This is a genomic window from Neobacillus sp. NPDC097160, assembly GCF_044762155.1.
Taxonomy (GTDB): Bacteria; Bacillota; Bacilli; order Bacillales; family Cytobacillaceae; genus Neobacillus.
In genome coordinates this window covers 1-26,480 of the sequence record NZ_JBIWDU010000034.1, presented here as the reverse complement: position 1 = coordinate 26,480, position 26,480 = coordinate 1, and the positions used below count along the sequence as shown (strand labels likewise).

The 26,480-nt window shown below is 36.3% G+C and carries 32 protein-coding genes, 2 pseudogenes and 1 riboswitch; of the genes and pseudogenes, 10 read left to right on the top strand and 24 right to left on the bottom strand.

The features are described 5' to 3' along the window. Positions 1-380 precede the first annotated feature (380 nt). The 3 genes from ACIQXV_RS28840 to ACIQXV_RS28830 form a co-directional block, all read right to left on the bottom strand. Positions 381-554, bottom strand: coding sequence for a hypothetical protein (locus ACIQXV_RS28840; protein WP_402965504.1), 174 nt, complete (start codon positions 552-554; stop codon positions 381-383). A gap of 10 nt (positions 555-564) precedes the next feature. Further along, a complete protein-coding gene (locus ACIQXV_RS28835; RefSeq protein ID WP_402965501.1) occupies positions 565-723 on the bottom strand; it encodes a hypothetical protein in 159 nt (52 codons plus the stop codon). Positions 724-886: 163 nt separating this feature from the next. Continuing rightward, positions 887-1,390: a hypothetical protein gene (locus tag ACIQXV_RS28830; RefSeq protein WP_402965499.1), complete on the bottom strand. Its 504-nt coding sequence runs from the start codon at positions 1,388-1,390 to the stop codon at positions 887-889. A 175-nt stretch (positions 1,391-1,565) separates the two neighbouring features. Beyond that, positions 1,566-1,662, top strand: a riboswitch (guanidine-I (ykkC/yxkD leader). Between the two features lie 69 nt (positions 1,663-1,731). Between ACIQXV_RS28830 and ACIQXV_RS28825 the strand changes: the two genes are divergently transcribed. The 3 genes from ACIQXV_RS28825 (at position 1,732) to ACIQXV_RS28815 (ending at position 3,441) form a co-directional block, all read left to right on the top strand. After that, positions 1,732-2,073 (top strand): DMT family transporter, encoded by a 342-nt coding sequence (locus ACIQXV_RS28825; RefSeq protein ID WP_402965496.1) that lies wholly within the window; start codon positions 1,732-1,734, stop codon positions 2,071-2,073. Then, positions 2,073-2,387 (top strand): DMT family transporter, encoded by a 315-nt coding sequence (locus ACIQXV_RS28820; RefSeq protein WP_402965493.1) that lies wholly within the window; start codon positions 2,073-2,075, stop codon positions 2,385-2,387. Before ACIQXV_RS28825 ends, ACIQXV_RS28820 begins: the two co-directional genes overlap by 1 nt. 457 nt (positions 2,388-2,844) lie before the next feature. Continuing rightward, positions 2,845-3,441, top strand: coding sequence for a class I SAM-dependent methyltransferase (locus ACIQXV_RS28815; RefSeq protein WP_402965490.1), 597 nt, complete (start codon positions 2,845-2,847; stop codon positions 3,439-3,441). A gap of 255 nt (positions 3,442-3,696) precedes the next feature. Here the strand turns inward: ACIQXV_RS28815 and ACIQXV_RS28810 are convergent, their stop codons facing one another. Both ACIQXV_RS28810 and ACIQXV_RS28805 read right to left on the bottom strand, forming a co-directional pair. Further along, positions 3,697-3,963, bottom strand: coding sequence for a hypothetical protein (locus tag ACIQXV_RS28810; protein ID WP_402965487.1), 267 nt, complete (start codon positions 3,961-3,963; stop codon positions 3,697-3,699). Between the two features lie 70 nt (positions 3,964-4,033). Then, entirely contained in the window at positions 4,034-4,189 is a 156-nt protein-coding gene (locus tag ACIQXV_RS28805; protein WP_402965484.1) for a hypothetical protein, read from the bottom strand. A 353-nt stretch (positions 4,190-4,542) separates the two neighbouring features. Here ACIQXV_RS28805 and ACIQXV_RS28800 point away from each other — a divergent pair, with 353 nt between their 5' ends. Next, on the top strand, positions 4,543-5,064 hold the full coding sequence (locus ACIQXV_RS28800; protein WP_402965481.1) for an ECF transporter S component: 522 nt from the start codon (positions 4,543-4,545) through the stop codon (positions 5,062-5,064). A 123-nt stretch (positions 5,065-5,187) separates the two neighbouring features. Here the strand turns inward: ACIQXV_RS28800 and ACIQXV_RS28795 are convergent. From ACIQXV_RS28795 to ACIQXV_RS28775, 5 genes and pseudogenes are all read right to left on the bottom strand, one after another. Next, positions 5,188-5,262, bottom strand: a pseudogene (locus ACIQXV_RS28795) (hypothetical protein); the annotation flags it as partial. Between the two features lie 7 nt (positions 5,263-5,269). Continuing rightward, positions 5,270-5,458 (bottom strand): hypothetical protein, encoded by a 189-nt coding sequence (locus tag ACIQXV_RS28790; protein WP_402965478.1) that lies wholly within the window; start codon positions 5,456-5,458, stop codon positions 5,270-5,272. A 173-nt stretch (positions 5,459-5,631) separates the two neighbouring features. After that, positions 5,632-5,880: a hypothetical protein gene (locus tag ACIQXV_RS28785; RefSeq protein ID WP_402965476.1), complete on the bottom strand. Its 249-nt coding sequence runs from the start codon at positions 5,878-5,880 to the stop codon at positions 5,632-5,634. 428 nt (positions 5,881-6,308) lie between these two features. Then, positions 6,309-6,734, bottom strand: coding sequence for a carboxymuconolactone decarboxylase family protein (locus tag ACIQXV_RS28780; RefSeq protein ID WP_402965473.1), 426 nt, complete (start codon positions 6,732-6,734; stop codon positions 6,309-6,311). Positions 6,735-6,835: 101 nt separating this feature from the next. Continuing rightward, positions 6,836-7,726, bottom strand: coding sequence for a LysR family transcriptional regulator (locus ACIQXV_RS28775; RefSeq protein WP_402965470.1), 891 nt, complete (start codon positions 7,724-7,726; stop codon positions 6,836-6,838). A gap of 142 nt (positions 7,727-7,868) precedes the next feature. Between ACIQXV_RS28775 and ACIQXV_RS28770 the strand changes: the two genes are divergently transcribed. Then, complete coding sequence (locus tag ACIQXV_RS28770) at positions 7,869-8,705, top strand: NAD(P)-dependent oxidoreductase (protein WP_402965467.1); 837 nt, start codon at positions 7,869-7,871, stop codon at positions 8,703-8,705. 233 nt (positions 8,706-8,938) lie between these two features. On the opposite strand, the gene ACIQXV_RS28765 is transcribed toward ACIQXV_RS28770, so the two are convergent. Beyond that, positions 8,939-10,156, bottom strand: coding sequence for an MFS transporter (locus tag ACIQXV_RS28765; protein ID WP_402965465.1), 1,218 nt, complete (start codon positions 10,154-10,156; stop codon positions 8,939-8,941). Between the two features lie 147 nt (positions 10,157-10,303). Continuing rightward, entirely contained in the window at positions 10,304-10,708 is a 405-nt protein-coding gene (locus ACIQXV_RS28760) for a carboxymuconolactone decarboxylase family protein (RefSeq protein ID WP_402965462.1), read from the bottom strand. 544 nt (positions 10,709-11,252) lie between these two features. Here ACIQXV_RS28760 and ACIQXV_RS28755 point away from each other — a divergent pair. Next, positions 11,253-11,735: pseudogene (locus ACIQXV_RS28755) on the top strand (NAD(P)-dependent oxidoreductase); the annotation flags it as partial. Further along, positions 11,721-12,086 (top strand): NAD-binding protein, encoded by a 366-nt coding sequence (locus ACIQXV_RS28750; protein ID WP_402965513.1) that lies wholly within the window; start codon positions 11,721-11,723, stop codon positions 12,084-12,086. The pseudogene ACIQXV_RS28755 and the gene ACIQXV_RS28750, both read left to right, overlap by 15 nt. A 200-nt stretch (positions 12,087-12,286) precedes the next feature. Here ACIQXV_RS28750 and ACIQXV_RS28745 read toward each other — a convergent pair whose 3' ends face one another. The 6 genes from ACIQXV_RS28745 to ACIQXV_RS28720 form a co-directional block, all read right to left on the bottom strand. Then, positions 12,287-12,835 (bottom strand): GNAT family N-acetyltransferase, encoded by a 549-nt coding sequence (locus ACIQXV_RS28745; protein WP_402965459.1) that lies wholly within the window; start codon positions 12,833-12,835, stop codon positions 12,287-12,289. A gap of 118 nt (positions 12,836-12,953) precedes the next feature. After that, positions 12,954-13,814 carry a GNAT family N-acetyltransferase gene (locus tag ACIQXV_RS28740; protein ID WP_402965457.1) on the bottom strand — a complete coding sequence of 287 codons (861 nt, stop codon included), beginning with the start codon at positions 13,812-13,814 and terminating at the stop codon, positions 12,954-12,956. Between the two features lie 336 nt (positions 13,815-14,150). After that, positions 14,151-14,579 carry a VOC family protein gene (locus ACIQXV_RS28735; protein ID WP_402965510.1) on the bottom strand — a complete coding sequence of 143 codons (429 nt, stop codon included), beginning with the start codon at positions 14,577-14,579 and terminating at the stop codon, positions 14,151-14,153. A 377-nt stretch (positions 14,580-14,956) separates the two neighbouring features. Beyond that, positions 14,957-15,325 (bottom strand): PH domain-containing protein, encoded by a 369-nt coding sequence (locus ACIQXV_RS28730; RefSeq protein ID WP_402965454.1) that lies wholly within the window; start codon positions 15,323-15,325, stop codon positions 14,957-14,959. A 164-nt stretch (positions 15,326-15,489) separates the two neighbouring features. Next, complete coding sequence (locus ACIQXV_RS28725) at positions 15,490-16,035, bottom strand: DUF1697 domain-containing protein (protein WP_402965451.1); 546 nt, start codon at positions 16,033-16,035, stop codon at positions 15,490-15,492. 162 nt (positions 16,036-16,197) lie between these two features. Then, on the bottom strand, positions 16,198-16,662 hold the full coding sequence (locus ACIQXV_RS28720; RefSeq protein WP_402965507.1) for an AAA family ATPase: 465 nt from the start codon (positions 16,660-16,662) through the stop codon (positions 16,198-16,200). A gap of 375 nt (positions 16,663-17,037) precedes the next feature. Between ACIQXV_RS28720 and ACIQXV_RS28715 the strand changes: the two genes are divergently transcribed. Together ACIQXV_RS28715 and ACIQXV_RS28710 are read left to right on the top strand one after the other, a co-directional pair. Continuing rightward, positions 17,038-18,342 (top strand): ComEC/Rec2 family competence protein, encoded by a 1,305-nt coding sequence (locus tag ACIQXV_RS28715; protein ID WP_402965449.1) that lies wholly within the window; start codon positions 17,038-17,040, stop codon positions 18,340-18,342. A 12-nt stretch (positions 18,343-18,354) separates the two neighbouring features. Next, positions 18,355-18,567: a DUF3006 domain-containing protein gene (locus tag ACIQXV_RS28710; protein ID WP_402965446.1), complete on the top strand. Its 213-nt coding sequence runs from the start codon at positions 18,355-18,357 to the stop codon at positions 18,565-18,567. Between the two features lie 149 nt (positions 18,568-18,716). On the opposite strand, the gene ACIQXV_RS28705 is transcribed toward ACIQXV_RS28710, so the two are convergent. The 3 genes from ACIQXV_RS28705 to ACIQXV_RS28695 are packed head-to-tail and all read right to left on the bottom strand — an operon-like array spanning position 18,717 to position 20,509. Beyond that, entirely contained in the window at positions 18,717-19,448 is a 732-nt protein-coding gene (locus ACIQXV_RS28705) for a YfjL-like protein (protein WP_402965444.1), read from the bottom strand. 4 nt (positions 19,449-19,452) lie between these two features. Further along, positions 19,453-20,025, bottom strand: coding sequence for a hypothetical protein (locus tag ACIQXV_RS28700; protein WP_402965441.1), 573 nt, complete (start codon positions 20,023-20,025; stop codon positions 19,453-19,455). Next, complete coding sequence (locus ACIQXV_RS28695) at positions 20,018-20,509, bottom strand: RNA polymerase sigma factor (protein ID WP_402965438.1); 492 nt, start codon at positions 20,507-20,509, stop codon at positions 20,018-20,020. Before ACIQXV_RS28695 ends, ACIQXV_RS28700 begins: the two co-directional genes overlap by 8 nt. Positions 20,510-20,838: 329 nt before the next feature. Between ACIQXV_RS28695 and ACIQXV_RS28690 the strand changes: the two genes are divergently transcribed. Then, a complete protein-coding gene (locus ACIQXV_RS28690; RefSeq protein WP_402965436.1) occupies positions 20,839-21,735 on the top strand; it encodes an RCC1 domain-containing protein in 897 nt (298 codons plus the stop codon). An 814-nt stretch (positions 21,736-22,549) separates the two neighbouring features. Here the strand turns inward: ACIQXV_RS28690 and ACIQXV_RS28685 are convergent. From ACIQXV_RS28685 to ACIQXV_RS28675, 3 genes are all read right to left on the bottom strand, one after another. Continuing rightward, complete coding sequence (locus ACIQXV_RS28685) at positions 22,550-23,932, bottom strand: purine-cytosine permease family protein (RefSeq protein ID WP_402965433.1); 1,383 nt, start codon at positions 23,930-23,932, stop codon at positions 22,550-22,552. Positions 23,933-23,971: 39 nt separating this feature from the next. Further along, a complete protein-coding gene (speB, locus tag ACIQXV_RS28680; RefSeq protein WP_402965430.1) occupies positions 23,972-24,964 on the bottom strand; it encodes an agmatinase in 993 nt (330 codons plus the stop codon). A gap of 94 nt (positions 24,965-25,058) precedes the next feature. Beyond that, positions 25,059-26,426 (bottom strand): sigma-54 interaction domain-containing protein, encoded by a 1,368-nt coding sequence (locus ACIQXV_RS28675; protein ID WP_402965427.1) that lies wholly within the window; start codon positions 26,424-26,426, stop codon positions 25,059-25,061. Positions 26,427-26,480: the final 54 nt, after the last annotated feature.

The window sequence follows — 26,480 nt, the reverse complement described above, 5'->3', positions numbered from 1 at the left end:
AATAAATTAATTCACTACTATGAAAGAACGTAATTTTCTTATATTTTTTGTGGTTAGGCTCTGCTTCATGTTTGGCTAACGGGGCGATACTCCAAGTGGCGCTTTTTTATTAAGCTAAAGAACGCCTTTAGTTGCATTTTAAAAAGCCGCCAATAAAGGCGGCCTGATCTTAAAGCAAAGCACCCGTCAGCTGAATAAAGGATTATTTATTCTTTGCTTAATTTTTCGAGTTTTGTTATTGACCTTTTAGCAGTATTTCTAATCCAAGTTATTTCGTGATTAACGAATGGCATTATATAGGGTATCAATTCAGGGACTTTAAATCTTGAAAGGGCTGATAGTGCGTGTCAAAAAGGTAATTCCTGTTTTGGTAAGGGCTATTAGAGGATATAGATGTTCAAGTCTTTAAATTTGTCTAGTCCATCCACAATCATTTGTCTTGCCGTACCGTGTTTCTTATCTGTTGCAATCTCCAAAAGGTCATTTAATGAACTTTTATCGAGAATTAACGATAAAGAATTGCCAATTGCCCATTTATAAGTGTAATTAGACAAGTTTTTAAATTCATTGATTAACCTCGGTAATTCGCGATAAGTGCCTTAGTATAATCGGAATGACATCTTTATTTTTATTATCAATTTTCTTCAATTCTTCAATTGAAGAGATACTATATCCTAAATCCCTTTTCTCTGAGATAAGTAGTTCTTTGTTTAATTTCTCCACCCTCGTTACCCCCATCTAAAACAATGCCTAATATATACAAGATTTCACCACTTCTTATTGAACTAAACTGCCACGTTAGCTCAATAACAAAAAAGGATCGCCGCAGCAATCCAAGTTCTTCAACTCTTGCTACCAGTTAGCAAAATATCAAGTAAATGTTAATTTAATGGGATTTAATCTTTTCATTTAATTCCTCTGCTTGGTGCATAAAGGAGTCCATATTTGCACTTATAGTAATATTTAATCCTAATCCTACTTCACGAAGTGTTTCCCGTAGATATTCAAAATTCTTTTTATCCTCTTCGGTTAAATCAACAAAGCTATATAATTCATCAGTAGGATATTGATTTAGTTTAGAATACAAATGTTCAAGAATTTCCTTGTCACTTTTAGAAAGCGTTCCTATTTGCTTTCCAGTAGTCATACCAAGCCAAATACCATTTAATATATCCCCTAATTTAGTTGTCACCAGATTGGGGTTAGACCAATTATCATCAATCTGATTTGCAATTAAACCTTCCAATTCGACTAAATTATTTTGTACTTCTGTAACGAGAACCTGTTCTTTAACAAAGTTCATCTTTATTATTCCCCAAGCTACAATTGCGATAAATAATATGTTTAAACCTATTGAAATACGAAACAGCACTTTTCTCTTTTTACTCAATTTTATCTCCCCCTCCACTAAGATTTTACCATAAAAGCCCAAACTCTTATTTAAGTATTCGTACCCTTTAGATTAAGTGCATTCCTTCACAATCTTCTTAAACACCAAAGACTTTACTAAAATTTAACTCTTGATATTATATGAGATCTATGTACAATATAAGTAATTGTATAATTAAAATGTTTTCTAGGGTTCCGTAACATATTGTTAGTCTGGTCCGAGAGAAAACTCACAGCATTGCTGTGTCACGGAGGGATAAAAGCCTGGGAGATAACTGTTAAACAGTTTATCCCAGGCTTTTTTTGTTTTTTGGCAATAATAAAATTGGAGGTGTCGTTTAGATGAACACAGATTGGATTAAAGTATTTGTTGCTGCTCTTTTTGAAGTATTTTGGGTTATTGGATTGAAACACGCGGATGACTTTTGGTCTTGGACTGGAACAGTTATAGCCATCATCATCAGCTTCTATGTAATGATTATGGCAGGAAGAAAACTCCCCGTAGGAACGGTTTATGCAGTTTTTGTGGGATTAGGCACAGCAGGAACTGTTATTTCCGAAATACTTTTCTTCGGAGAAACATTCAAAATGAGTAAAATACTATTAATTTTACTGTTGCTAGCAGGTGTAATTGGTTTGAAATTAGTTACAAAGGATAATGTTCAGAAAGGGGCTGATTCCTAATGGCGTGGATTTCTTTAATTTTGGCAGGCTTATTTGAAATGTTTGGTGTTGTTATGATAAATAAACTTCATAAGGACCGTAATTGGAAATCACTTGTTCTTTTAATTCTTGGATTTGGGGCAAGCTTTATATTTCTAGCATATGCAATGGAAACACTGCCTATGGGTACAGCTTATGCAATTTGGACAGGAATTGGTGCTTCTGGGGGAGCAATTTTAGGTATGATCTTGTATGGAGAATCTAAAGACTGGAGAAGACTTATTTTTATAGGAATGGTTTTAAGTGCTGCAATAGGTCTTAAACTCGTTTCATAGATAATTAGCTAATTATCTTCTTTATTTTCTATTCTTCTTCAACTCCGACCCGTTATCTTAAGAAGATTTCCCTTTGCTCTTCAAATGCTTTGATACCAATCCTTGAAAAACAATTACAACTGCACCAAGAATTAAAATGAATATTGGTCTTTCACTTTGACCAAAAAAGTTAAAAATAAAAAACGCGACAGTTATCCAAGTAAAAAAAGAAATAATAGCTATAATAATCTTTGTTAGTTTCAAGAAAATCCCCTCATTTTCATCCCTTTATTTTTAAGTGAATTGGTAACTTAGAAAAATATATTCGATTATGGTTTTTACTTCACCTTCTTTTACTAAACTGCCCGATCGATTAACATAAGGAAAGCGTTTGTGGAGAGTATCGCCCCTCAAGGTTTTGATTTTTGCTATAATAACCATTATGTAGCTTTAATTTTTAATAATAGGTGAGTGGAATATGGAAAATAACGTTTTTGAACAGATGGCAAAAAGATATGATACAGAAGAAAGAATTGAATTGGCTAAAGTTATAGTTAAGGAAGTAAGACCAGAATTACGAAATTGTAAATCAAAATCTTTAATAGACTATGGGAGTGGTACTGGTCTAATTAGTTTAGAATTATCAGATTTAGTAGATTCTATTTTGTTGGTAGATTCATCAAAACAAATGTTGAAGGTTGCGAAAGTTAAAATTTCTCACAAAGGAATTACCAACTCAAAAGTGCTTTATTCAGATTTTACTCAAGAAACTCCTGAACTTAAGGCAGACATAGTTTTAATGTCACTAGTCCTTCTTCATATTCCGGATACTAAAAAAATTTTACAAGAATTGTTCAATATTTTAAATAATGGTGGCAAGCTAATTATTATTGATTTTGACAAAAACGATAAAATAAATCATCCGAAAGTTCATAACGGTTTTTCGCATGAAGAACTGAAAAAAAGATTATCCGAAGTTGGATTTAAATCAATTGAAATTAAGACATTCTATCATGGTAATCGTATTTTTATGAATCAAGATGCCTCAATGTTTATATCCAGTAGTAAAAAGTGATTTCTTTTTTTATTTCATAGTTCACACAATCTCTAGGAAGAACCATTCAAATCAAGGGGGTTGGCCTTTGACCTTGTGAAATGTCATTGGCCTAGTTTATGCTTATCGTGTGACATAACTCCCCCATTTCTCATTCTTTAATTGAGTGGCATCTAAAAATACTAATAGTGATACTCCTTATGTAGACTTTCATGTAACATTTTTTTGAAATTGTAATTAAGTGGAGAGATGAAAATTCTCTCCACTGACTAGATTCTATTCAGTAAACGAAAGGGGGGATCCAGTTGAAGTATGCTGATTAACCCAGTCAAGAGAGACTTTTGAAACAACTTGCCAGTCAGATATTTGTGATTGATGTTGTTCCACCCAACTCATACAATATTGCGGATCTATATTATGTTCTAGGCATTGTTTTAAGAATAATTGGATGTTTGACTCCGTACAATTTTGCCATGTTCCACATGTAGTATTAAAAATATTTTCCATATTCTTTTGTATAGAAAGATCATTAGGACTAGACATTGTGCTCCTCCTTTTGTTAAAACACAAATGGTAATTTTAGCTCTGCCAATATGGTTACCCTTAGACCGTATTAGCTAGGATCGTTTTCATCCAAAGATAAAACAGTTACATTTGTCGATTCTCCCTTCTCGATTTCCACCTGAGTGGCATCTCTATTTAGCTCATCCTCTGTATTTATCCCCTCCGCAATAGTTGGTTCTCCTTTTGAATATGTACCTTTTTTCATGTCAGACAACCTTTCAATTTGTTTTGTGTTAAAAATAACACCAATTTTATTGTTTACAAAAATAATTAATTTATTTCCATTCATTATGGTTGTTGATTAGTAAACATCAATCGGCTGCGTTTCATCTTTAGAAGGAAACGTATTTTACAAACGAAGCAGGATTATAAAATATCCAAATAGAAGAAGGCGATGACTAAATTCCACAGTTAATCGGCTTGGACAAAACTCCATGGAATGGAGTGATCGACATGAGCGGTTTCTTTCTTAATGGTTTTCCCACAAAAAACCGTCCCTATGGACTTCTTAAGTATCAAATTGTATGGTATTATTTTTAATAAAAAAGAGGTAATCGTATGAATTTAACATTCTCACCGACAGGAACAACTAAAACAAGAGCCATTGTCATCAATGCGCTTTTCATCGCACTAACTCTTGTAGCCACAATGTTTATCAACATAAAGCTACCAATAATGGGTAACGGAGGCCTCATCCATCTGGGTAACGTCCCTCTTTTTATAGCAGCCTTGGTTTATGGCAAAAAAACAGGAGCCGTAGCAGGTGCATTTGGAATGGGCTTCTTCGATCTGATTTCTGGCTGGGCATTATGGGCACCCTTTACATTTATCATCGTAGGTGCAATGGGCTTCATAGTCGGACTTATTTCCGATAAAGTACCCGGTAATAGAGTCTTTGTTAACACTCTGGCAATTGCAACTGCACTGATTATAAAAGTTGTTGGCTACTATTTTGCCGAAGTGATCCTATACGGTAACTGGATACAGCCGTTCGGCTCCATCCCCGGAAACATTATGCAGGTTGTAATAGCAGGTATCATTGTAATACCTCTTGCGGGACGCTTAAAGAAAAGAGCCTGACAGATATCAAAAGAAAATGGAAGTTTAATATAAAAGTATAAAGAGGATTTCCTAATTCAAGATAAATCACATAGAGAGGACATTTCCTCTCTTTTTTTCATAATAAAATTATTACGGTTAAAAAATGGATTTAGGTGAATTTTCAGGAAGAACCCAACAAGCTTCCAGACAGGCAATCGCTCCATTTTCATACGTTACGGATTCATTAGAAGATTTCTTTTATGAAAGTAAAATTATTAAGAAGTTCACTTTCATTGATCAATATCCTAGTTGTTAAATCTTCCGTTCTCAATACATACTCTTTAATTCCAATAAATTCTGATTCACTAATCAAGTAAAACTGTGTTCCTCTTTTATAGCCATTAAACTGCCTTTTTAGTCTATATACCTTCATTGATTAACCTCTAGTGATGAATTTAATTGTTACGACTTATATACGGGAGTTTCAAAATATCCCGGAGACCGATTTATTCCATATTTAGTTGCGAAAAATGGGATCAGGCCCTTGATGCGGTAAACCTTTAGTCACCGGGGGACTGACACCGGTAGCTCGGTAGCTATACAAAATCAAAGTACTAAAAAGTATTGAATTTGATTTGAAGAGATTGGTGTAATGGCCATTATGCGATAACCAATACTTAGTAATTGCGATAAAGTTTCCGCACAATTGTGACGCGGCGGCTCAATCGGGGCGTGAAAACTTTTATAAATATTAATCAACTGATTATTGTTTGTACAGTGGAGCAAGACAACATGTCTTCCGGTCCAAGCTTGCCCAATTATAGGTTGTATTTGTGTCTGCGTTATGTTTCTCATATTGAACACCCTTAAGAAATGATACCATAGTTTATGTATGGGACCTTGTTCGATGTTCTTTGAACCTATTGGATCCCAGGAATATTGTTTTCCTTCCAAACTAAATGATAATAAGGCTGTATTCACAGGTTTCTTTTGTTCAGTTGAATTGAATATCTTGTAACTTTGTTAGTATCATAATACCACAGAGACGGTTCCTATGGCTTTTAGTAGGGATTATAAATGCCACAAGAACCGTCCCCATGGCGACCCCATTATAGCTATTCAAGTCAATGAATAAAAAAACGACATATTCAGGATTGAAGACTGAATATGTCGAAAAATTTATTTTGCTTAAACTTAAGGACTTTGAGAAGACTTTAGTCGTCAACATTTATGTCTAAATCCACCTGCTTTAGCAAGTGGTCGTTTAAGCCGTGTTAACGGTTTTATTGATGTGGCTGCATTTCTTTATCGTTAATTTTTACATTTCTTTGAGCAAAAACTTTTTTAACCACCTTTAGAGCATTCAAGACACGCGGGAAGCCTGTATAGGGAATCAAGTGCACAATAGTTCCAACAATTTCCTTTGGAGTTAATCCAATTGTAAGTCCTGTGTTGATATGCAATTCCAATTGCGGCTCCGTACCTTGAGTGACAAGAGAAGAGATTGTGGCAATCGTACGTTGCTTATTAGTTAAGCCCTCTCGTGAATAAATATCTCCAAAAGCAAACTCAACAATAAAACTCTCTAAATCAGGTGCAAGTTCTTTAAATTCGTCTACAATATTCATGTGTGTTCCAATTTCCTTGTTATCTGTTAAAGTATACTCCTTTATAATATCTAAACCTTGTTGGTAACGAGTTTTTTCCATGTTATTTTCCCCCTAATGTCATTTGTATTGACAGAAATAACTATAATGCAGTTTCCACTATTCGTAAAATATATATAATTCATATAATATATTCCTTATTTTCATGATTCAGGGGGTAATTCAGCTGAAATATACTGGATAAATTCACGAACTGCAGGTGAAGCGTACTTCTTTTTTTTAGAAATAAATCCTAAATTCCAAGGGAAGGTTGGATTGACGATGGGAATCACCTTGATTAAATCCTGATCGACTTTTTTGGCAATCGGTCTTGGGAAAATTGAAATCCCTAAGTTTTCGCCAATCATTCCACTAATAAAATCCCACTCAGAACTTTCATAAGCAATTTCCGGACGAAAACCAGCTCGTTCGCATTCTTGAATAATGAGTTCATGAATAGCAAACTCTTTCTTAAATAGAATAAAGGTTTCATTTTGTAACTCTTTCATTTCAACTTTTTCCCTTTGTGCTAATGGATGGGAATGATGGACGAAGAGCGACAGTTCTTCACTAAAGAAGGGTACAACATCAAAATCCTTTTCATCCACCGGTAGCATAACCACACCAAGATCTAATATTCCGTCTCTGACTTCCTGTTTAACCTTTTTTGAATCATCTTCCAAGAGTTTTATTTTAATATCGGGGTAAAGAGTATTGAATCCTTTAATGATTTTTGGGAAAAATAAGAAACCAATTATTGGCGGTATGCCAATTTTTATTTTTCCTTTTTTTAAGTTCATTAAATCATATAGGTGGATAGATAAATCATTTAGCGATTCCATTATCATTTCCCCTTCCGCTAAAACGATTTCACCTGCTTCCGTTAATTCAATTTTCTTTGCGGAACGGTCAATCAGTTCTACATTTAATTCTTCTTCCAAACTTTTGACTACTTTACTTAGTGTTGACTGTGACAAATGAAGGGATCTTGAAGCTTTAGTAAAACTTTTGTATTTAGCTACTTCAATAAAGTAAGTAAGGTGACGTATGTCCATGAATATAATCTCCAATCTATGAAATATATACATATGTTTTATTCCTATAATTCATTTTACTCATATCAAAAGGAGATGTATACTAAATGTGTACAAAATGTGAACAAAAATTAAAATTATAATGATTTAGGAGGAATTATTAATGAGTAAAAAAATTGGATTTGTAGGATTAGGAACGATGGGCTTCCCGATGGCAGTTAATTTAAAGAAAGCCGGTTTTGAAGTAATCGGTTATGATGCTTTTAAAGGGGTTTATGAGAAGGCAAAAGCGTCTGGAATCACAATGGTAGAGACCTTAAAAGAAGTGGCGGAACAAGCTGACGAAGCGATTATTTCAATGGTTCGTGACTATACCCAAAATGTTGACGTTATTTTTGGTGAGGGAGCTCTATTATCTGCTCAACCTAAAGATAAAACAATCATTGTCATGAGTACACTTGACCCTGATACCATGAATCAATTAGGCAAAAAAGTTGAAGAAGAAAGTGATTTTAGATTAATTAGCGCTGCGGTAAGCGGTGGTGCTTCAGGTGCTCAAGCTGGGACATTATCGATTATGACATCCGGTTCAGAAGACATTGTGAAATCTTTCCGACCATACTTTGATGCGATTGGATCCAATATATTCTACTATGGTGAGGAACCAGGCAACAGCCAAGTAGCAAAATTAGTTAATAATATGATTCTAGGAATTAACATGAATGCTCTAGCTGAAGGACTTAAATTAGGAAAACACTATAACTTACCTCAACAAGAGTTATTAAACTTGTTACACGTTAGTACAGGTGATAGCTGGGTAGTTAGAAATTGGAGCGATGTTTCTGAATGGACAGCAGACACTGCCTTGGCTGTTTTACTTAAAGACTTAAAAGCGGCTTACAACGAAGGGCTTAAACACAATGTAACGTTACCATTCAATTCCTTATCCTCTACACAATTATTTGACTCTATGGGAAAAGAGAAATCAGAATCCAAATAATTGAATAAAGGTACCACTCAATTGGTTGATTATACAATCTCTCTAATAGGAAAGTGTTCTGTGCCTGAACAGAATGCTTTCCTTATTTGTTTAGCGTTTCCGTTCACTTTCATTCCATGAAATATTGAAAAAAGCTCCCGTTTGAATAAAGATTATTAAAAACGAGAGCGTTCAATGTGAAAGTAAATCGCGATTAGGGATATATTTTTAATCAAATTTATCCCTAATCGCGATTAATTAGGCGATATCTCTTTTAACCGTATTTCATTATTATTTAAAATTAAATGGTCTTTCCGACCATGTAAGAATAGATAAAAAATTATTAGGACAAACATAAAAATACCTAACCATACATACAAATTGCTGTAGCCAAGGAACGGTACTAAATATCCTAAGAAATAAGGGCCGAAGCCAAGTCCTATATCTAAACCAATAAAGTATGTGGAAGTAGCTAATCCCATTTTTTCTGGCGTCGTTACTTTAATCGAAAGAGCTTGAAATGCAGAAGAAATATTACCAAAACCAATACCAATGATAGCGCCTGAAACTAATAGAAGGAAGGCACTATGCGAGATACTTAAAAGAAGTAAACCTACTCCAAATAAAATGGCACATGGATATACAATATAGTTAGCACCTTTTGTATCCATAAGACGACCTGTAAATGGACGTGTGAGAAGAACTGCTATAGCGTATGCTAAGAAGAAAAAGCTAGATGCACTAAGTAAATCACGTTCTTCTGCAAAGAAGTTAAGGAAAGAAATAAGGCTTGCATAGCCTAATGCAAAAAATAACGTCAAAATTGAGATAGGAAGTGCTTTACCATCAATAAATTGAGAAATATGAAAGCCTTTTTCTTCTTGAACCGTATGTGCTTGGATTTTCGATATTTTTGTAAATAAGGCACTGACGAGCGCTAAAATGGCAAAAACCATACACAACATGAAAATAACAAAATAAGTAGTGTGTTGGCTCAAAAACAAACCGAAGAACGGTCCGATGGCTGTTCCAAGTGTTGAACTCATACTGAAGTAACCAATTCCTTCTCCTTTACGAGAAATTGGTAAAATTTGCGCTACAACTGTACTAATAGCTGTAGAAGCAATCCCAACTGCAAAACCATTTATCAGACGGCTAATGATCAATACGATAATCCCCGCTTGAATAAAATAGAATGACATGGTTATAGGGAATAGAAATAAACCAATCATTAATATTTTTTTCGGGCCGACTTTGTTAATAATTCTACCTGTAACGATTCGACCTATTAATGTTCCGACAATATAAATTCCGGCTACAAGACCAGCTTGTGAAACAGAAGCATGAAACTCTTTTACAGCGTATGAAGCCATTGTAACCATTAATAAATAAAAAATAATCATAATGATGAAGTTAGTGATGGACATAATAATAAAATCTTTTGTCCATAGTTTTTCATTTGAATTACTCACTTAATATCCTCCTGCTCTCTTAATTAAATTCTACTGTATTTTTAAAATATATGTGCATTTATTCACAATCTCAAAGAAATAAATCACCTGCGTTAGCAGGTGGTCGTTTAAGGCGTGTTAGGTGTTTTATTGCTGTGGCTGCATTTCTTAATCGTTCATTTTTACATTTCTTTGAGCAAAAACTTTTTTTACCACCTTTAGAGCATTCAAAACAAGTGGGAAGCCTGTATAGGGGATCAAGTGCACGACAGTTCCAACAATTTCTTTTGGAGTTAATCCAATTGTAATTCCTGTGTTGATATGCAATTCCAATTGCAGCTCCGTACCGAGAGTTACAAGAGAAGCGATTGTGGCAATCGTACGTTGCTGATTAGTTAAGCCTTCTCGTGAATAAATATCTCCAAAAGCAAATTCAACAATATAACTTTCTAAATCAGGTGCAAGATCTTTAAATACGGCAACAATATCCATGTGTGTTCCAATTTCTTCGTTATCTGTTAAAGTATATTCCTTAATAATATCTAAACCTCTTTGGTAACGATTTGTTTCCATGTTCTTTTCCTCCTAAGACATCATTTGTTTCGATAGAAATAACAATAACGCAGTTTTAGTTATTCGTAAAATACATATAACTCATGCAATGCATTCCTTTTTTTCATGGTCATAGAGGTAATTCAGCTTAAATGTTTCCTTTTTTTAAGTTCATTAATTCATATAGGTGGATAGATAAATTCATTTTCCATGATCATTTCTTCTTACGCCAAAACGATTTCGCCTACTTCCGTTCATTCAATGTCCTTTGCGGAATGGTCAATTAGTTCTACATTTAATTCTTCTTCCAAACTTTGACTACTTTACTTAGTGTAGACTGTGATAAATGGAGGGCTTTTGAAACTTTAGTAAAACCTTTGTATTTGGATACAATAAAGTAAGTGAGGTTAATATATTTCCATGAATATTATCTCCAATCCATGAAATATATACATATGTTTTATTAATGTTATTCATTTTACTCATACCAAAAGGCGATGTATACTAAGTGTGAACAAAAATGTGAACAAAAATGTAAATTATTATGATATAGGAGGAATTAATCATGAGTAAAAGAATCGGATTTGTCGGATTAGGAACAATGGGCTTCCCGATGGCAGTTAATTTAAAGAAAGCTGGTTTTGAAGTAATCGGTTATGATGCCTTTAAAGGTGTTTATGAGAAAGCAAGTGCTGCTGGAATAACAATGGTAGAAACTTTAAAAGAAGTGGCGGGACAAGCTGACGAAGCGATGATCTCAATGGTTCGTGACTATGCCCAAAATGTTGACGTTATTTTTGGTGAAAACGGTCTATTATCTGCTCAACCTAAAGATAAAACAATCATTGTCATGAGTACACTTGACCCTGATACCATGAATCAATTAGGCAAAAAAGTCGAAGAATAAAGTGATTTGAAATTAATTAGCGCTGCAGTTAGCGGTGGTGCTTCAGGTGCTCAAGCTGGAACACTATCTATTATGACTTCAGGTTCAGAAGACATCGTAAAATCTTTTAAGGCCTACTTTGATGCGATCGGATCCAATACATTCTACTATGGAGCGGAACCAGGCAACAGCCAAGTAGCAAAATTAGTTAATAATATGATTCTAGGTATTAACATGAATGCTCTAGCTGAAGGACTTAAATTAGGCAAACACTATAACTTACCTCAAGAAGAGTTATTAAATTTATTAAAAGTTAGTACAGGTGATAGCTGGGTAGTTAGAAATTGGAGCGATATTTCTGAATGGACAGCAGACACTGCCTTAGCTGTTTTACTTAAAGATTTAAAAGCGACTTACAACGAAGGGCTTAAACACAATGTAACTTTACCATTCAATGCCTTATCATCTACACAATTATTTGACTCTATGGGAAAAGAGAAACCAGAAGCCTAATAGAAGCCTAGGGACGGTTCTCGTGGTTTTTAGTGAGTTAGTACCGACGACAAGAACTAGCTTAATGCCGCAGGAATGCCGCAGGGACGGTTCCGATGGATTTTAGTAAGTTGGCCCCCGCCACAAGAACCGTCCCATTGACTTTTATCCCGATTTAAAACAAGGAAACTTCTCTCTCCTTATCATCTTCAATTTGAATATTAATCTTTCTTGGTTTGAATTTTTCCGAAGAGTAATGCGTTAAAATAGGTTTCTTCCATAAAATAGTGATCCCTTAATTCTCCTTCTAATTCATAGCCATTCTTTTCGAGGATCCTTGCAGAGCCAATATTTGCATCCACCACACTAGCATGGAGTTTGTGCAAATTAAGGGATTCAATTGCGAAATCACTCATCAAAGCCACACACTCAGTACCATAGCCTTTACCCCAATGGTCTCGATGAAAAACATAGCCAATTTCTGCTTGGTTTGCTTCATGATCAAAATTGAATATCATCGCTGTCCCGATAATTTCTTGAGTTGATTTTTGAACAATGGACGCATATAAATGCGTACCTGCTGCCTCACGGTTTACCATCGTTTCAATGTGTACTCTAGTATCATCCAAACTGGTCATTAAACTCCAGCCAATAAAACGTGAGACTTCTTTATCTGATGCATAGTTATGGATTTCTTCTGCATCAGTTGTGCTTAGTTCCTTAAAGGCGATATATTTACCTTCCAATGAATGAAATAAACTTTGCTTCATTATTCTCTACACTCCCCAAACCATTAATCTCGATAAACTTTCTAGCTACTTTTTAATAGCTCTTGTTGCATAAAAAGTGGGGACATTTGAATTCATGAAACCAGAACTTCCTTTATGATTAAAGGAGTAAGTACATCTCAAATTGTTTCAGTTCCCCTTTTTTAAAACCTTTTTTCTTTAAAAATCCCTCGAGAAGGCTGTTATTAGGAAAACCTGCCGACATTCTGGAGAGATTGAGGTCTTCAACGGCTGTTTGCAAAAGCTGTGTACCTGCTCCATTCCCCCTTTGCATCTTATCGACCATTAAAAAATGTATCGTTCCGGCTTTTGAAATGGCTAAACATCCTGCCAAGCGGTCTTGCATCATGGCACTATAAAAATAGGTATTACTTGTTTTTTCGATATAGTCGAGATCATTCTGCCAATTAATATGATAGTCCCACTTTCCCGCTACTTGCTTGAACTCTTCGAAATCGATTCGATTAATAAAGAACTCAGAGCGAGGTTTTTCCAACAGTGAAAAATCTTCATGCGTATAGTAGACAAGATCATACATTTTCTCATATCCTAGCTTTTCATAAAAACGGACCGCCCGATCATTGCCGACAATCACTTCAAGAAATAACTGCTTACAACCGTGTTTCACTGCCTCTTCTTTATGAAGTTCAAACAATCTTTGACTGATTCCCTTTCCTCTGTATGCTGGATGAACCGCTAGCGTTCCGCATCTCATCGTTTGGATGCCTTCATAAATCTTCATCCCACCTAGAATGACACCTACCGGTTCATCCTGATCAAAGGCAATAAAGGAATTCTCTCTCCTATTCCCTTCCGGACCAAAGAACCTCGCGAGGAATACATCCTCAGGAATATCCATTTTAATAATATAATCAGAAAAGCCAGTATGAAAGGCTTGGTAGATAAACCGATCCTCAACTTCTGTACAACTGTAATACTGAATGTTATTTTCTAATGTCACTTGATCCAGTTCTCCCCTCGAAATCGTTATTGGAAAAAGACTTAATATAGAAGAAACCCTTGAGTAATATTTAATTCGATGTTTCTTTTAAAATCCCTACCATGAATTTCAATAAAATCACTAGATGGAGGAACGATCATGAATGACAAACTAACGGAGAAAGAGTTACAAGAATTATTGAAAGAAGAAGCACAGGAAAGACAAGCTTTGCTGATTTGGCCTCGTATGATTTACTTATAGCTAGAAATACATTGGATTTGCAACGGAGAAAGCCCCCGGTCCATTCATGACCAGAAGGCTTTGTTTGTTGGTGGAACGGAAGTCTCTTTGCTGATACTACGGTTGCTCTGCTGGGACGTTCACTTGGAAAGTAACACCGAATTTGTCCTTTACTTGCCCATACAATGGACTCCAATCCGTCTTCTGAAGGGGCATAATGACTTGTCCGCCGTCTTCCAAAGCGGCGAAGATTTCTCTGGCTCTGTCCTCTTCTTTTGGATGGATGGCCATCTGAATCGTATTACCAGGCTGATAAGGCATGCCTTCATATGTATCGCTGAACATGAGATCTGCTTCTCCGACTTTCAAATGAGCATGCATAACGCGATTCTTCATGTCATCCGTTAATGGATGATTCGGGTCCGCCGGCATATCTCCGAACGTCATGATACCCATCACTTTCCCGCCAAGCGCTTTCTCGTAAAAATGGACAGCTTCTCTCGTATTACCGTCAAAAATCAAATACGGGTTCAAACTAATTGACATCATTCAACAGCTCCTTAGTTCAAATTTTTTTACAATCCTAAGCAATTTCCATGTGGAAATAACCACCAACTATTATGACCATAAACACATTTTATGATACAGAACATACGTTCGTCAACAAATCAAATCATAATCCTCTGACACTATTTTTTTCTTTTCGCTAAGAATCCTAAATCGAGATAGGAAATCCCAACCCTGTTGATCATACAGTAACTGATTCCATCGGTTCTCTTCCAAGCCGTTCTTTTCCTTCTACTCAGAAAAAAGTAAAAAGATGACACCTTTAAAGGCATCACGCATTGGATTATACAACCTTGGATAAACGAACAGACTTAAATTTTATTCCTGATTAAACATGTAGAAAGGTAAACACCAAATTAAAGGAGTGCATTAGCAATTAGTTTATCAAACTTACGAATATCAACACCTTTTTTAAGATTTACCTTAATGTGGCCTGCCCTGGTCCATAATTCAACCTCCGCATTTACATCAAAGAAACTCCCCGCATTCTCCGTTGACCACATATTGATTGATGAATAGGGCAAGGAATATATCTCAACCTTTTTCCCTGTTAAACCTTGAGCGTCTCTTACTATTAATCTCTTATTAGTGAAGATAGCACTATCACGGATTGTTTTGTAAGCAGCGATTGCCACTTCACCATCCACTAATATTTCATTCACATCATTTGGAATCGGACATTCGGAGATGAAAGTCCATTGCAGAATTGCCTGAGTTGCAGCCATAATTAACGCCTCCTACGTAAATTTTTCTTCTTAATAATGAAATTCTGTAAATATTTGATAAAACCTTTTTATTCATAAATTATAACACTAGGTAGGTTAAAACATTGACTCGTTTACTTGAGATTGAACACTGCAAGCTTACACTAAAAAATTTTTCCGGTGATCTAACTGTTATTAGCTTGCATCAGTTCATATATCTTACGCGCGGTGTTGACATTCCTTACCGTAACTTGTTTGTATATAGTTGATCCAACGATCTTTGACATTCCGCTTTTGGTTACATTTTTCTTGTCAACCGACCAAAGTATCGCACCGGGGACATATTTCACTGTATCAATATTTGGTTTAACAACCAGATGCTTAAGCACCGATTCATCATCAATTTTGTCCCATAAAAACATAACATCACTTTTCATGTCTTTGTCGTTTTTCCATGTGTCGGGAATAGCATTAATGATTCCTCTGACATCATCAACACTACGAACTACTACTTTAATTTGTAATCCGAAATCATTTTGTATCGCATCTTCCAAAATACATGAAAGTTCAGTTTTTGAAAGGCCCTTGTTTGAAAAAATAATATTGCCCGTATTGATGTATGTCAACACATCATTCATCCCAGCTTTTTCAAACGTTTGTTTAAGCAATTTCATGTCAATTTTATTATTTCCACCCACATTAATTCCTCGAAGAAGGGCGATATAAATCATAACCATTCTCCTTTCATTTTTTTACTTACCCTCAAGGTTCTGTAATAGATAAACCCCTAGAGTACTAAATAATTCGGTGTTTCTTTTAAAATTCCTATATGAATTTTGAGAAAATCGTTATCATTTCTCATAAAATAACAAAAGGCCACGAAAAATGACCTTTTAATCCTTTAGTAATTCATCTATATATGTTATTGCCCCTTTAAGCCGATACTCGTAATCTCCTAGTAAGATTTTATAATGAATGTTTTGTTTGTTTAATAATGTCTTTAAGTGTTGATTATTCTTAGCTCTTGTTTCATCTTCACCATGAACTCTTAGACCATCATCGACCCACTGCACGTCTGGTTCAAAGAAAAGCCAAAGATCATAGTCTTGTCGTTTAGCTATTTCATCTAATACAGGCTGGTTCACTTGATTATATAAATTGGAGTAAAATTGTGTTACGATTGCTTCCGTATCGATAAACACCAGTTTATTCGCCTTTTCAATGGCTTCTAGTTCCTTCATCATATGACCATAGGCAATTTGAAGATAGTCCTCGTCTATAATAATGCCATCGCAGCCGCCTAAGTCTTCACAAACCGTTCGATCATATTCCTCTACGTAGGTCGGCTTTTTGGGCAGAATAATCCACCTGAGCCTCTAACTCAAGGGTGGATTATTTTTTTGATTTAAATGACAGTATCGCTATGACTAGACTAGCAAAGCCAATCGCAAACATTAACGATTCAAAAACTGTCATTCGGCATCACCCCCCTTCACAAAGTCACTCCCCTTAGAAAAATCTGCTGACTTGAATTGTTTACTCAAATCATGACAAGTTTCTTCAAGAAATTCTATTCATTTCTCTGGTTCATCTGAACCTTCTAAAAGTAGATGATTTCCATGTATTCATTCTCTTTAATGGAAAAAAGTACTATAATAAATATAGTAAACTTATAAATAAATAGTTCAACATACTAGACAATAAGGACCAGAATAATGATAAGGGGTAATAAAGTGAAAAAAAGGTTATTTAGCATAGTGAGCAGTATCCTTCTTGCCAGCTCTTTAGCTGCCTGTCAAAGTACGACAGAGCCTGTGAAAACAGCTGCGACCACGGACATAACGCCAGCGAAAGTGACGAGTGGGGAAGTCAAAAAAGAAACCACTGCCCCAGCGGAACAGACAAATTCCACCGCAACAGGAACGATGCAGGTTTATTATTTAGATGTCGGCCAAGGTGACAGTATCTATATAAAGACGCCTAACGGGGACGATATTTTAATTGACGGTGGGAATAACGATCGAGGTGATGATGTCGTTGCATATCTGAAAAAATACCATGTCGACGATTTAGAAGTCATGATCGCGACGCACCCTGATGCTGACCATATTGGTGGATTGGATACCGTTCTCCAAAATATGGACGTCAAAGCGGTTTATATGCCAAAAGTTACCCATACCACGAAAACATTTGAAGATTTCGTTTTAGCTGTTAAAAATGAAGGGTTAAAACTGAAAGAAGCGAAAGCTGGCGTGTCATTAGCTTTAGCAGGCGTGGATGCGGAGTTTGTGGGGCCAGTTACCAGCTACGGTGAGGATTTGAATTCTTCCAGTACCGTATTAAAAATTACAAATGGTCGAAACACTTTTTTGTTTACCGGAGATGCTACGGTAAAAGCCGAACAGGATATGATTGCTTCAGGTGAAAACCTTCAAGCAGATGTGCTGAAATTAGGCCATCATGGGGCCAATACATCTACAAGTGAAGCCTTCTTAACGAAGGTACAACCGAAATATGCGATTGTTTCGGCAGGAAAAGACAATCAATATGGTCATCCAACCGTTGAAACTCTTCAAAAGATGCAGGCGCATCACATTCAAGTTTTCAGAACGGATGAACAAGGAACGATTATTGCGACTAGTGATGGATCAACCATTATGTTCAATACGGATCCAGCCAAAATTGAACAGAACACCGTGAAAAACAATGCGACTGCCACTCCTGCTAACCCAGCAGTCACACAAGCACCGCAGACAACATCAAGTCAAGCGACCGCCACATCTTTAAGTGCAAAGGTGGATAATCCGACTCCTGGCCAATACGAAACGATTCATTTAGATGTAGCCGGTATATCTGGTGCACCGTTTACGGCTGTTTTTCACTATAAAAGCAAGGACACCACGTATACCGGGACCATAGGAACCACCTTACCAGTTAGAATCAGTCGAGCGGCAGCGGGTTTTGAAGTGCTAATCGATATTACAGTTCAGTCTGATGGGAAACAATATCAAACACAAACATCTTTTATTCCGAAATAAGGAGTGAGTGAAGTGAAACTGATCATTGATCGATTTGAAGGAGATCTAGTCGTTTGTGAAAAGGAAGATGGCACGTTTATCGATTTAAGAACGAACCGTCTTCCTAGTGACGCAAAAGTAGGCGATATCCTAGTGGTGGATGGCGAGCATATTTCTGTTGATGTGCCGGGAACTCAGGAGCGACGAAAGCAAATGAGTAGGTTAATGGAGGATATGTGGGAGTAGGTTATAAAATAAGCCATTCCTATTTTTTTATGGGCGTCCTTGTGCCGGTGCCTGACCCCCACTGCGATAACGCTTTAACTTATCGGGGGTTAGGCACTGAAATAAGTGTCATTGTGAATTGTCTGTAAGCAAATTGTTCAGACTTTACTTTATTGATTAAATTCTTCTATATCCTTTAATCGTATTTTTTCATCCTTATCAAATGATGTTGCATATTTTACATAGCCTCGGTCGTCCTTGTCACTGCCATATTTGTTGTCGAATCCATTTCCATTAATGTTGACATGACTATACCTATACCCATTTTCATCCACTATCTTTTGTATTTTTTTTGCATCATTAAACACATCTTCCTTCGTTTGATTCGTTGAATCCAGCAGAATATCGATCCACATAGGTTTCTGCAGTTTTAATTCTTTATTCCAGGTTACGGATGGGTCAAAATCCCCTTTTTGGACCTCAATAAAAACATCCACCCCTTTTAAAGAACTTATTTTCTCAGAAAGTAGCTGTTTAAGTTCTTTTGAAGCCTCTTGGCTTAGTTTTTCCATTAACCCTTCATCCAAATTTGCGTAATAGATGCCATCCCAACTGATTGTTGGCTGAATAAAACCTTGAACAATGATCTCATATTTTTCTTGTCCTCCAGCGTTGGATCCAATTTCAATTATTTCAAATACATATTCAGAAAACTTAAAGTTATAAAAACCATCATTAATATGAAACTTCCTATCCGGATATGTTTCCGTTAAATAGTCTTCGAGGACTTTTTTCGAATAATATTTACTTATCGGATTTCCATTAAAGGCGTTGTAAAAAAACAAGACAGCGCCAATTAGCAATACTAACAAAACACTGTAAATTGCCTTCTTTTTCTTCATATGATCAACCTCTTTCCCATATCTTTCGAATTAATAAAGCAATCAAGTTTCCAACAAAGGCAAATCCATAATGAATCATTGCCAGCAGTATTGAACCTCCTACAGACTGAAAGAAAAAGGAAACAAACTGAACTGAACGGTCAATATGACCTGCATAATAGTCTGATAAATTGCCCCCTAACGACCAGATAAACACCGGAATAAAGGAAATATAGAAAACAATCTTTATATCTTTGTAAAACAAGTAGGTCAGTAACCCTAGTACCGCATACCATAAAATGAAGCCAAAGCTTTCATTTAAAAGCGATGTATGAATGGCTAGGAAAAAGGATATGCCTACAAAAATAATTTGGTAGATGGAAAGTCTTCGCTTGATCCCTTTAATCATCTTGTCATGCTCAACTGGAGACTCGATTTTTTCCTTTTCCAATGGTATATTTGTTTGACTGACAAGCCTTGCGAGTTCCTCACTTTTTTCCACCTGCTCTTCTAACCACTTCGTCGTGTATTCGCTAAGAAGTCCTTCATTATATAATGGGAGTAAATCCTCAATAATTGAACGAACATGCTTATCCATGATATCCCTCCATTTCCGTTTGAAGTTTCAGCTTTGCCCGGTGAAAAGTAATCCTTGCGTAATTTTCAGTCTTTTCAAGTAAAATGCCAATCTCTTTAAAAGACAATTCACCATAGATGCGTAAGATGACTACTTCCTTTGACATTTCATCCAATTGATTAATTTGCTTGATTAAGCTGGTCTGCTCTTCCTTTTTTACTATATGTTCTTCCGGTGTGACGGTTTTATTTTCATCTTCGGACAGCATCTGAGTTAGGTTATTCTGGTATTTTTTTGAGCGATAATAGTTTCGCAACCGGTTTTTTGCAATCGAAAATAACCAGGTTTGAATGCTTGATTTATTGGAAAAAGAATTCAACCCTTTTATCGCTTCGTAAAATACCTCCTGTGTTAAATCCTCGGCAGCTTCTTTGCTAGAGGTTCTCACAAAGAAAAAGGCATATATTCGTGGTTGAATTTCTTGGTATAAATCCTTTAGCTCCAAATCTTAACACCCCTTGCTTTTTACCACTTTTACGAACTTCACAGGTTTAGTACCTTGGATTGAAGTTTCGTTACAAACGTTTTTAAAATTTTCCCAAAACAATTTACCTTTGCTAATAATATCACGGAAAATATGATGATTTGGCGTAAAAAAAGAAGCACCAATTATTTTGATTAAAAGGTTCGGAATTTCCATTCATTAAGTTAACATAATATTATTATAAATTGAAAACCGGTGCCTGACCCCACTGCACCATTTGACGAGCAGCCGTAAAGTTACCTATACTTGTTAGGTAACTTTACGGCTGCTTATATTCAAGGAGGTTAAACATGGATTACATTTCACCGAAAGAGGCGGTGTTAAAGATGAAACGGTGGCCTAAAGATCCCATCGCGGCCGGTCGTCGTCATACCGTTGGGCTTAAATCTGACGGCACAGTCACGGCTGTGGGGGATAATAAATCTGGCCAATGTGATGTAAACGGCTGGCGCGACATGGTGGCGGTCGCGGCTGGAAATGTTCATATGGCGACGAACACGGGTAATGCTCATACAATCGGTCTTAAATCGGACGGTACGGTGACGGCTGTGGGTTGGAATATGCATGGCCAATGCGATGTAAACGACTGGCGGGATATTGTAGCGGTTGCGGCGGGTTGGCGGCGTACCATTGGGCTTAAATCGGATGGCACGGTGGTAGCAGTGGGCCGAAATAATGAAGGTGAATGTGATGTAAGCGGCTGGCATGATATGGTGGCGGTCGCGGCGGGTGACTGGCATACCATCGGTCTTAAATTGGACGGCACAGTGACGGCTGTTGGTAATAATCGGTATCGCCAATGCAATGTAAGCGGCTGGTGCGATATTGTGGCAGTCGCTGCAGGTTATCTTCATACAATCGGGCTTAAATCGGACGGTACGGTGATGGCTGTGGGTTTGAATAAACATGACCAATGCGATGTAAGCGGCTGGCGCGGTATTGAGGCCATTGCGGTGGGCAGTAATCATACCATCGGCCTTAAATCGGACGGTACTGTGGCGGCTGTGGGTTGGAATGAGTATGGCCAATGTAATGTAAGTGATTGGCGCGATATTGTGGCGATTGCGGCGGGTTGTGCCCATACCGTTGGGCTTAAATCGGACGGAACGCTGGTTACTGTGGGTGATAATGAATATGGCCAATGCGATGTAAGCGGCTGGCGCGGCATCAAACTGAGCGGCAAATAGTTTTTAATAACAACAAGCCAGAGAATCATTGAACGAGTTAATAAGCATTGCTTCAGAAATAAGGCTATTCTATTAAAGGGCGCATTTATGGAAGATTATAAGCCTAATTCCTCGATAAAAAACATGGAGGGATTAGGCTTTTTCATATTTCAAAATCATAGAATGTATCCTATTAGTAATTGTGTCATTGAAGCTGGGATCATTTTAAAAAGCACAAAAGGTATTTTAGGCCACAAGAACCGTCCCCGTGGTCTTCTTAAAAGATTTCTTTTATGAAGGTAAAATTGTTAAGAAGTTCACTTTCATTGATCAATATCCTATTTGATAAATCTTTCGTTCTCAATACAAACTCTTAAATTCCTATAAATTCTGATTTACTAATTAAGTAAAACTGTGTTCCTTTTTTATAGCCATTAAACTGCCTTTTTTAGTCTATATACCTTCATTATTATTTAAAATATTTAAGATTTCATGACATCATATCAGATGAGATTTATCAAAACGGTGAGAAGAAAATAATCTTAAGGTTAAGAATGGAGAAAATCAATAAGCGATAAAAAGAGTTGGCATTTTATTATGCATCAGCTCTTCTCCAATTTTTAAAATGAAGGAGGTTTATGCCAAAAGGACATTTCCTTTTTAACCTCCATCTGGCAGAAGATCACAGACCTTATGTAAATGCTAAATTCAATCACTTCTACTGATGAAATATATGAAATTAGTGTACAAAAAAGGATAGAAAAGGAATTAAGTATTCCCGCTCCCTACCCCCTTTAAAAATAATTCTATTTTCTATTACATTACTTAATTAAATTTAAGAAGTTTTACTGTCTCCATAGGGGATTGGTACCTGGGACGGATCCTTCAATTTTTTTTTCATCAATACATAATAGAGGACGGATGGAACCACCAATCCTAGTATCCAGGTTATATCGGCTCCCCCCATTGCTTTCGCACCAGGGCCTACATAAAAAGAGGTGTTCATAAATGGAACTTCAGCAATAATAGAAACGAGGAACGATATTGCGGTAATTTTGTTTACTTTTCCGTACTTTCCATTTAAATCAAAAATATCTTTAATACTATACTCCCCGTGACGCAGGACGTAAAAATCTATGAGGTTAATGGCTGTCCATGGAATTAAAAAGTAACTAATAAATAAGATAAAGTTGATAAAATTTGACAAAAAATCCCCCTGACCCCAAATAGCCAGTAAAGTTCCAATTGTTCCAATTCCAAAAATAAAATACATCCTTACTTTTGGGGTTACTTTTATTTTTGAAAAAGGCTCAACAGTTGATATGGTTGACATAAAGGCGCCATATAAATTAAAAACATTGATGGAGAACTGACCTAGGATGATAACAGCAAATAAAAGAAACGAAAAACTTCCAAACTGATGAGCGAGATTCGTGCCTGAATTACTTAGGAAATTCGGAATGGCAGTAGTCAATAAGACTCCTAAAACCATCATCCAAACAGTACCTAAAACGGTCCCTGCATACGTATACCAAAAGGTTTTTGAGTAATTGGTATCAATCGGCAAATACCTAGAGTAGTCAGCGACATATGGTGCATATGAGATCTGCCAGGTTGCTACCACACTAACACTTAACATGAAGATTGGTAGATTGAACTCAGCTGGAGACCAGCTTCCTGAAGGAACGGGTAATTGGAAGACTATAAACGTAGCAACTATGAATACAAGAAAGAACACCCATGTCAAATACTTTTGCATTTTATGAATAAGATCATGACCAATCATGGTCACGATAAAGGTGATGATATTAAGAACAATGATACTTAAAGTTAAATTTAGGTTTAAGGCACTGCTCAATACTTGTGCACCTAACAAACCACTGCTTGCAAAAAAACCCAAGTACATGAAAATAACTAGAATTAAGGGAATCACGGCACCAATAACACCAAATTGTGCACGGCTTTGAATCATTTGAGGGATACCGAGTTTAGGTCCTTGAGCAGAATGTGAAGCCATAAAAATGGCTCCTATTAAATTACCAACGATAATAGCTACAACACTCCAAAAAAGATTTAAGCCAAATGTGACACATAGCGAACCGGTCACAAGTGTGGTAATATGCATATTTGCAGCAAACCAAACTGCAAACAATCCTCTTGGTTTTCCATGACGTTCATTGGCTGGAATATACTCAATGCTTCTTGTCTCAATTTTCATAGACCTGCCCCCTATAATATAGTATTTTGGTGCCTTATCTTAGGAGTGAACCTCTTCCTTATTTAACCTGCGATCGTCTATGTTCTCTTTTTCCTTTAAAACAAAGCTGAGTAAATCCAAGGCAAGCCGTGCACCTACTTGACCGGTCATTCCAGCTGGGTCATATGGCGGTGCTACTTCGACCAAATCAAAGCCAATCACTTCTCCTCTTTTAGCAATTCCTTCAAGCATTTCATTGACTTCATCGTAAATAAATCCTCCTGGTGAAGGGGTACCTGTTCCGGGTGCTACTGAAGGATCCAAACCATCAATATCTAAGGTAATATAGTATTTTTCTCCTTCTGGAAGTAGCTCGATCACGCTTTCAATTCCCATTTTCCTAATTTGGCGCGGTGATAAAATAACACTTCCATATTCTCGTGCTGCATCCACATCTTCCTTTAAACTGCTGGAAATTCCTCGAATTCCAAATTGGAAAATTTTCTGAACATGGTCCATTTCAGATAAACGACGGATACAGCTTCCATGCCCATATCTTTGCCCAGAACGATGATCCGCCCAATCCAAATGTGCATCGATTTGAATAACATGAAAAGGTCCTAACTCCTCTAAAGCTTTACCGACTGGAATGGTAATGGAGTGATCTCCGCCTAATACTACCGGCATGGCTCCTTTTGAAACAATCTTTCTAATGGCTTCTTCTGTGTTATCATGACATTGCATCATATCTCCGTGAACCATGTCCACATCTCCACAATCTACTACTTTCCATCTTGGTCCCAAATACGTAATATCTTTTTCAATATCGTAAGCACCCTTTAATCCAAAACTGTAAAGTGTAGATCCTTCACGAATCCCTCTTGGACCCATTCTTGCTCCAGATTTCCATTGAGTCCCCATATCATTTGGAACACCAATAACGGCTACATCCGCATCTAGTTGGTTAATATCTGAACAAACAGGATATTTCCCAAAAGTGCAGATACCAGTAAAAGGTAAATTCAAAAATTGCTTTTCATCTTGATTTGACATACAATTGCCTCCTTTAGATTTCTATTATTAAAGAGTGCAATTTTCATGCCAACTAATAAAGACAGTATTTAAGAGACTTAATAGTCAATAACGACTACCTTTGCTCAACATATTTTTGTATTTTCCGATTTGCCGTAGATTGGCTGATTCCCAAAATTTCTGCAAGTTTAATGCTACTGGGATATTTATGATACATTCGCACAATATACTCCTTTTCTAGTGTTTCTATATAATCGTTTAACGGAATTTCTTTCGTTGACTGGGTGAAGGAATCCTTTTTTGTTTCCTCTTCTCCCAAATCAAGGTCTATTTCGTTCCCACTAGATGTGATGATCTTCTTTTCAATATAGTTTCGTAATTCTCTGACATTTCCCGGCCAATTTTGCTGACTTAGCCAAGCAGCCATTGTCGGGGTAAAATATGTATTCAATTGATATTTATGATTTACCTGTTCAGTAATCTCGTAAATTAATGGAATGATTTCTTCCTTTCGTTCCCTTAGTGGTGGAATCTCTACTTTTACGACATTGATTCGGTAATAAAGATCTTCTCTAAATTTTCTTTCTTTGATCATCTTTTCTAAGTTTTGATTTGTAGCACAAATAATTCTGCAATTCACCTCAATTTTTTTTGTTCCTCCAATTCTCATAAAGGTTTGATTTTGCAGAACTGACAATAATTTTACTTGAAGATTCAATGGCAATTCACCAATTTCATCTAGAAAAAGAGTTCCTTTTCCCGCTATTTCAAAGTAGCCCTTTTTACCCCCTTTTTTAGTCCCGGTAAAGGCTCCCTCCTCGTACCCGAAAAGCTCTGATTCAAATAACGATTCAGGTATTGCACCACAGTTTACTTCAATGAAGGGTTCAGCCTTTCTTGATGACATTTGATGCATTTTATAACCAATATGGTTTTTACCAACCCCGGACTCACCCTCGAGTAATACTGTAATGTTTATATCTGCTACCTTTGACACAACTTCAAATACTTTTTCCATTTTTCTATTACTGATAAAGAATGGTTGAGTCGCTTGTTTTCGTAACTTTTCATTTTCTTCTTGAAATTTTAGTAATGCTCTTGCTACCTGCTCATTTTCTTTTCTTAAGGACTCAAATTCGGTTATATCTCTTGAAAAACTCGTAGCACCTATTACTATTCCTGATTGATCATAAACCGGATATCCGGAGATAATTAGTTTTCTATTATGATTTGTTTCTTGAATAAGCGTTACTTCCTTGTTCGTTCTTAGCACGCTTGCAATGACTGATGGAGAAAAAAGCCCTTGTTTTTCAAGTTCGAAAATATTATGATTAACGATTTGTTCACATGGAATACCAAAGACAGTTTCAGTGGATTGACTTGCATATAAAACCATTCCCGTTGCATCCGCAATAAAGATTTCATCAAAAGAATGTTCTAAAATATGGGTTAAAAGGATCGAATCATCGCTGCTTTTATTCATTTTCATCACCTAGTCATTTTTGATTTAATCATAATCAAAAATTACTTATAATTC

What these genes read in the sequence shown, in the direction of transcription:
- ACIQXV_RS28825 (WP_402965496.1), top strand. Translation starts at nt 1,732, where the DNA reads ATGAACACAGATTGGATTAAAGTATTTGTTGCTGCTCTTTTTGAAGTA.
- ACIQXV_RS28820 (WP_402965493.1), top strand. Translation starts at nt 2,073, where the DNA reads ATGGCGTGGATTTCTTTAATTTTGGCAGGCTTATTTGAAATGTTTGGT.
- ACIQXV_RS28815 (WP_402965490.1), top strand. Translation starts at nt 2,845, where the DNA reads ATGGAAAATAACGTTTTTGAACAGATGGCAAAAAGATATGATACAGAA.
- ACIQXV_RS28810 (WP_402965487.1), bottom strand. Translation starts at nt 3,963, where the DNA reads ATGTCTAGTCCTAATGATCTTTCTATACAAAAGAATATGGAAAATATT.
- ACIQXV_RS28805 (WP_402965484.1), bottom strand. Translation starts at nt 4,189, where the DNA reads ATGAAAAAAGGTACATATTCAAAAGGAGAACCAACTATTGCGGAGGGG.
- ACIQXV_RS28800 (WP_402965481.1), top strand. Translation starts at nt 4,543, where the DNA reads ATGAATTTAACATTCTCACCGACAGGAACAACTAAAACAAGAGCCATT.
- ACIQXV_RS28790 (WP_402965478.1), bottom strand. Translation starts at nt 5,458, where the DNA reads ATGAAGGTATATAGACTAAAAAGGCAGTTTAATGGCTATAAAAGAGGA.
- ACIQXV_RS28785 (WP_402965476.1), bottom strand. Translation starts at nt 5,880, where the DNA reads ATGAGAAACATAACGCAGACACAAATACAACCTATAATTGGGCAAGCT.
- ACIQXV_RS28780 (WP_402965473.1), bottom strand. Translation starts at nt 6,734, where the DNA reads ATGGAAAAAACTCGTTACCAACAAGGTTTAGATATTATAAAGGAGTAT.
- ACIQXV_RS28775 (WP_402965470.1), bottom strand. Translation starts at nt 7,726, where the DNA reads ATGGACATACGTCACCTTACTTACTTTATTGAAGTAGCTAAATACAAA.
- ACIQXV_RS28770 (WP_402965467.1), top strand. Translation starts at nt 7,869, where the DNA reads ATGAGTAAAAAAATTGGATTTGTAGGATTAGGAACGATGGGCTTCCCG.
- ACIQXV_RS28760 (WP_402965462.1), bottom strand. Translation starts at nt 10,708, where the DNA reads ATGGAAACAAATCGTTACCAAAGAGGTTTAGATATTATTAAGGAATAT.
- ACIQXV_RS28745 (WP_402965459.1), bottom strand. Translation starts at nt 12,835, where the DNA reads ATGAAGCAAAGTTTATTTCATTCATTGGAAGGTAAATATATCGCCTTT.
- ACIQXV_RS28735 (WP_402965510.1), bottom strand. Translation starts at nt 14,579, where the DNA reads ATGTCAATTAGTTTGAACCCGTATTTGATTTTTGACGGTAATACGAGA.
- ACIQXV_RS28730 (WP_402965454.1), bottom strand. Translation starts at nt 15,325, where the DNA reads ATGGCTGCAACTCAGGCAATTCTGCAATGGACTTTCATCTCCGAATGT.
- ACIQXV_RS28725 (WP_402965451.1), bottom strand. Translation starts at nt 16,035, where the DNA reads ATGATTTATATCGCCCTTCTTCGAGGAATTAATGTGGGTGGAAATAAT.
- ACIQXV_RS28705 (WP_402965444.1), bottom strand. Translation starts at nt 19,448, where the DNA reads ATGAAGAAAAAGAAGGCAATTTACAGTGTTTTGTTAGTATTGCTAATT.
- ACIQXV_RS28700 (WP_402965441.1), bottom strand. Translation starts at nt 20,025, where the DNA reads ATGGATAAGCATGTTCGTTCAATTATTGAGGATTTACTCCCATTATAT.
- ACIQXV_RS28690 (WP_402965436.1), top strand. Translation starts at nt 20,839, where the DNA reads ATGGATTACATTTCACCGAAAGAGGCGGTGTTAAAGATGAAACGGTGG.
- ACIQXV_RS28685 (WP_402965433.1), bottom strand. Translation starts at nt 23,932, where the DNA reads ATGAAAATTGAGACAAGAAGCATTGAGTATATTCCAGCCAATGAACGT.
- speB (WP_402965430.1), bottom strand. Translation starts at nt 24,964, where the DNA reads ATGTCAAATCAAGATGAAAAGCAATTTTTGAATTTACCTTTTACTGGT.
- ACIQXV_RS28675 (WP_402965427.1), bottom strand. Translation starts at nt 26,426, where the DNA reads ATGAATAAAAGCAGCGATGATTCGATCCTTTTAACCCATATTTTAGAA.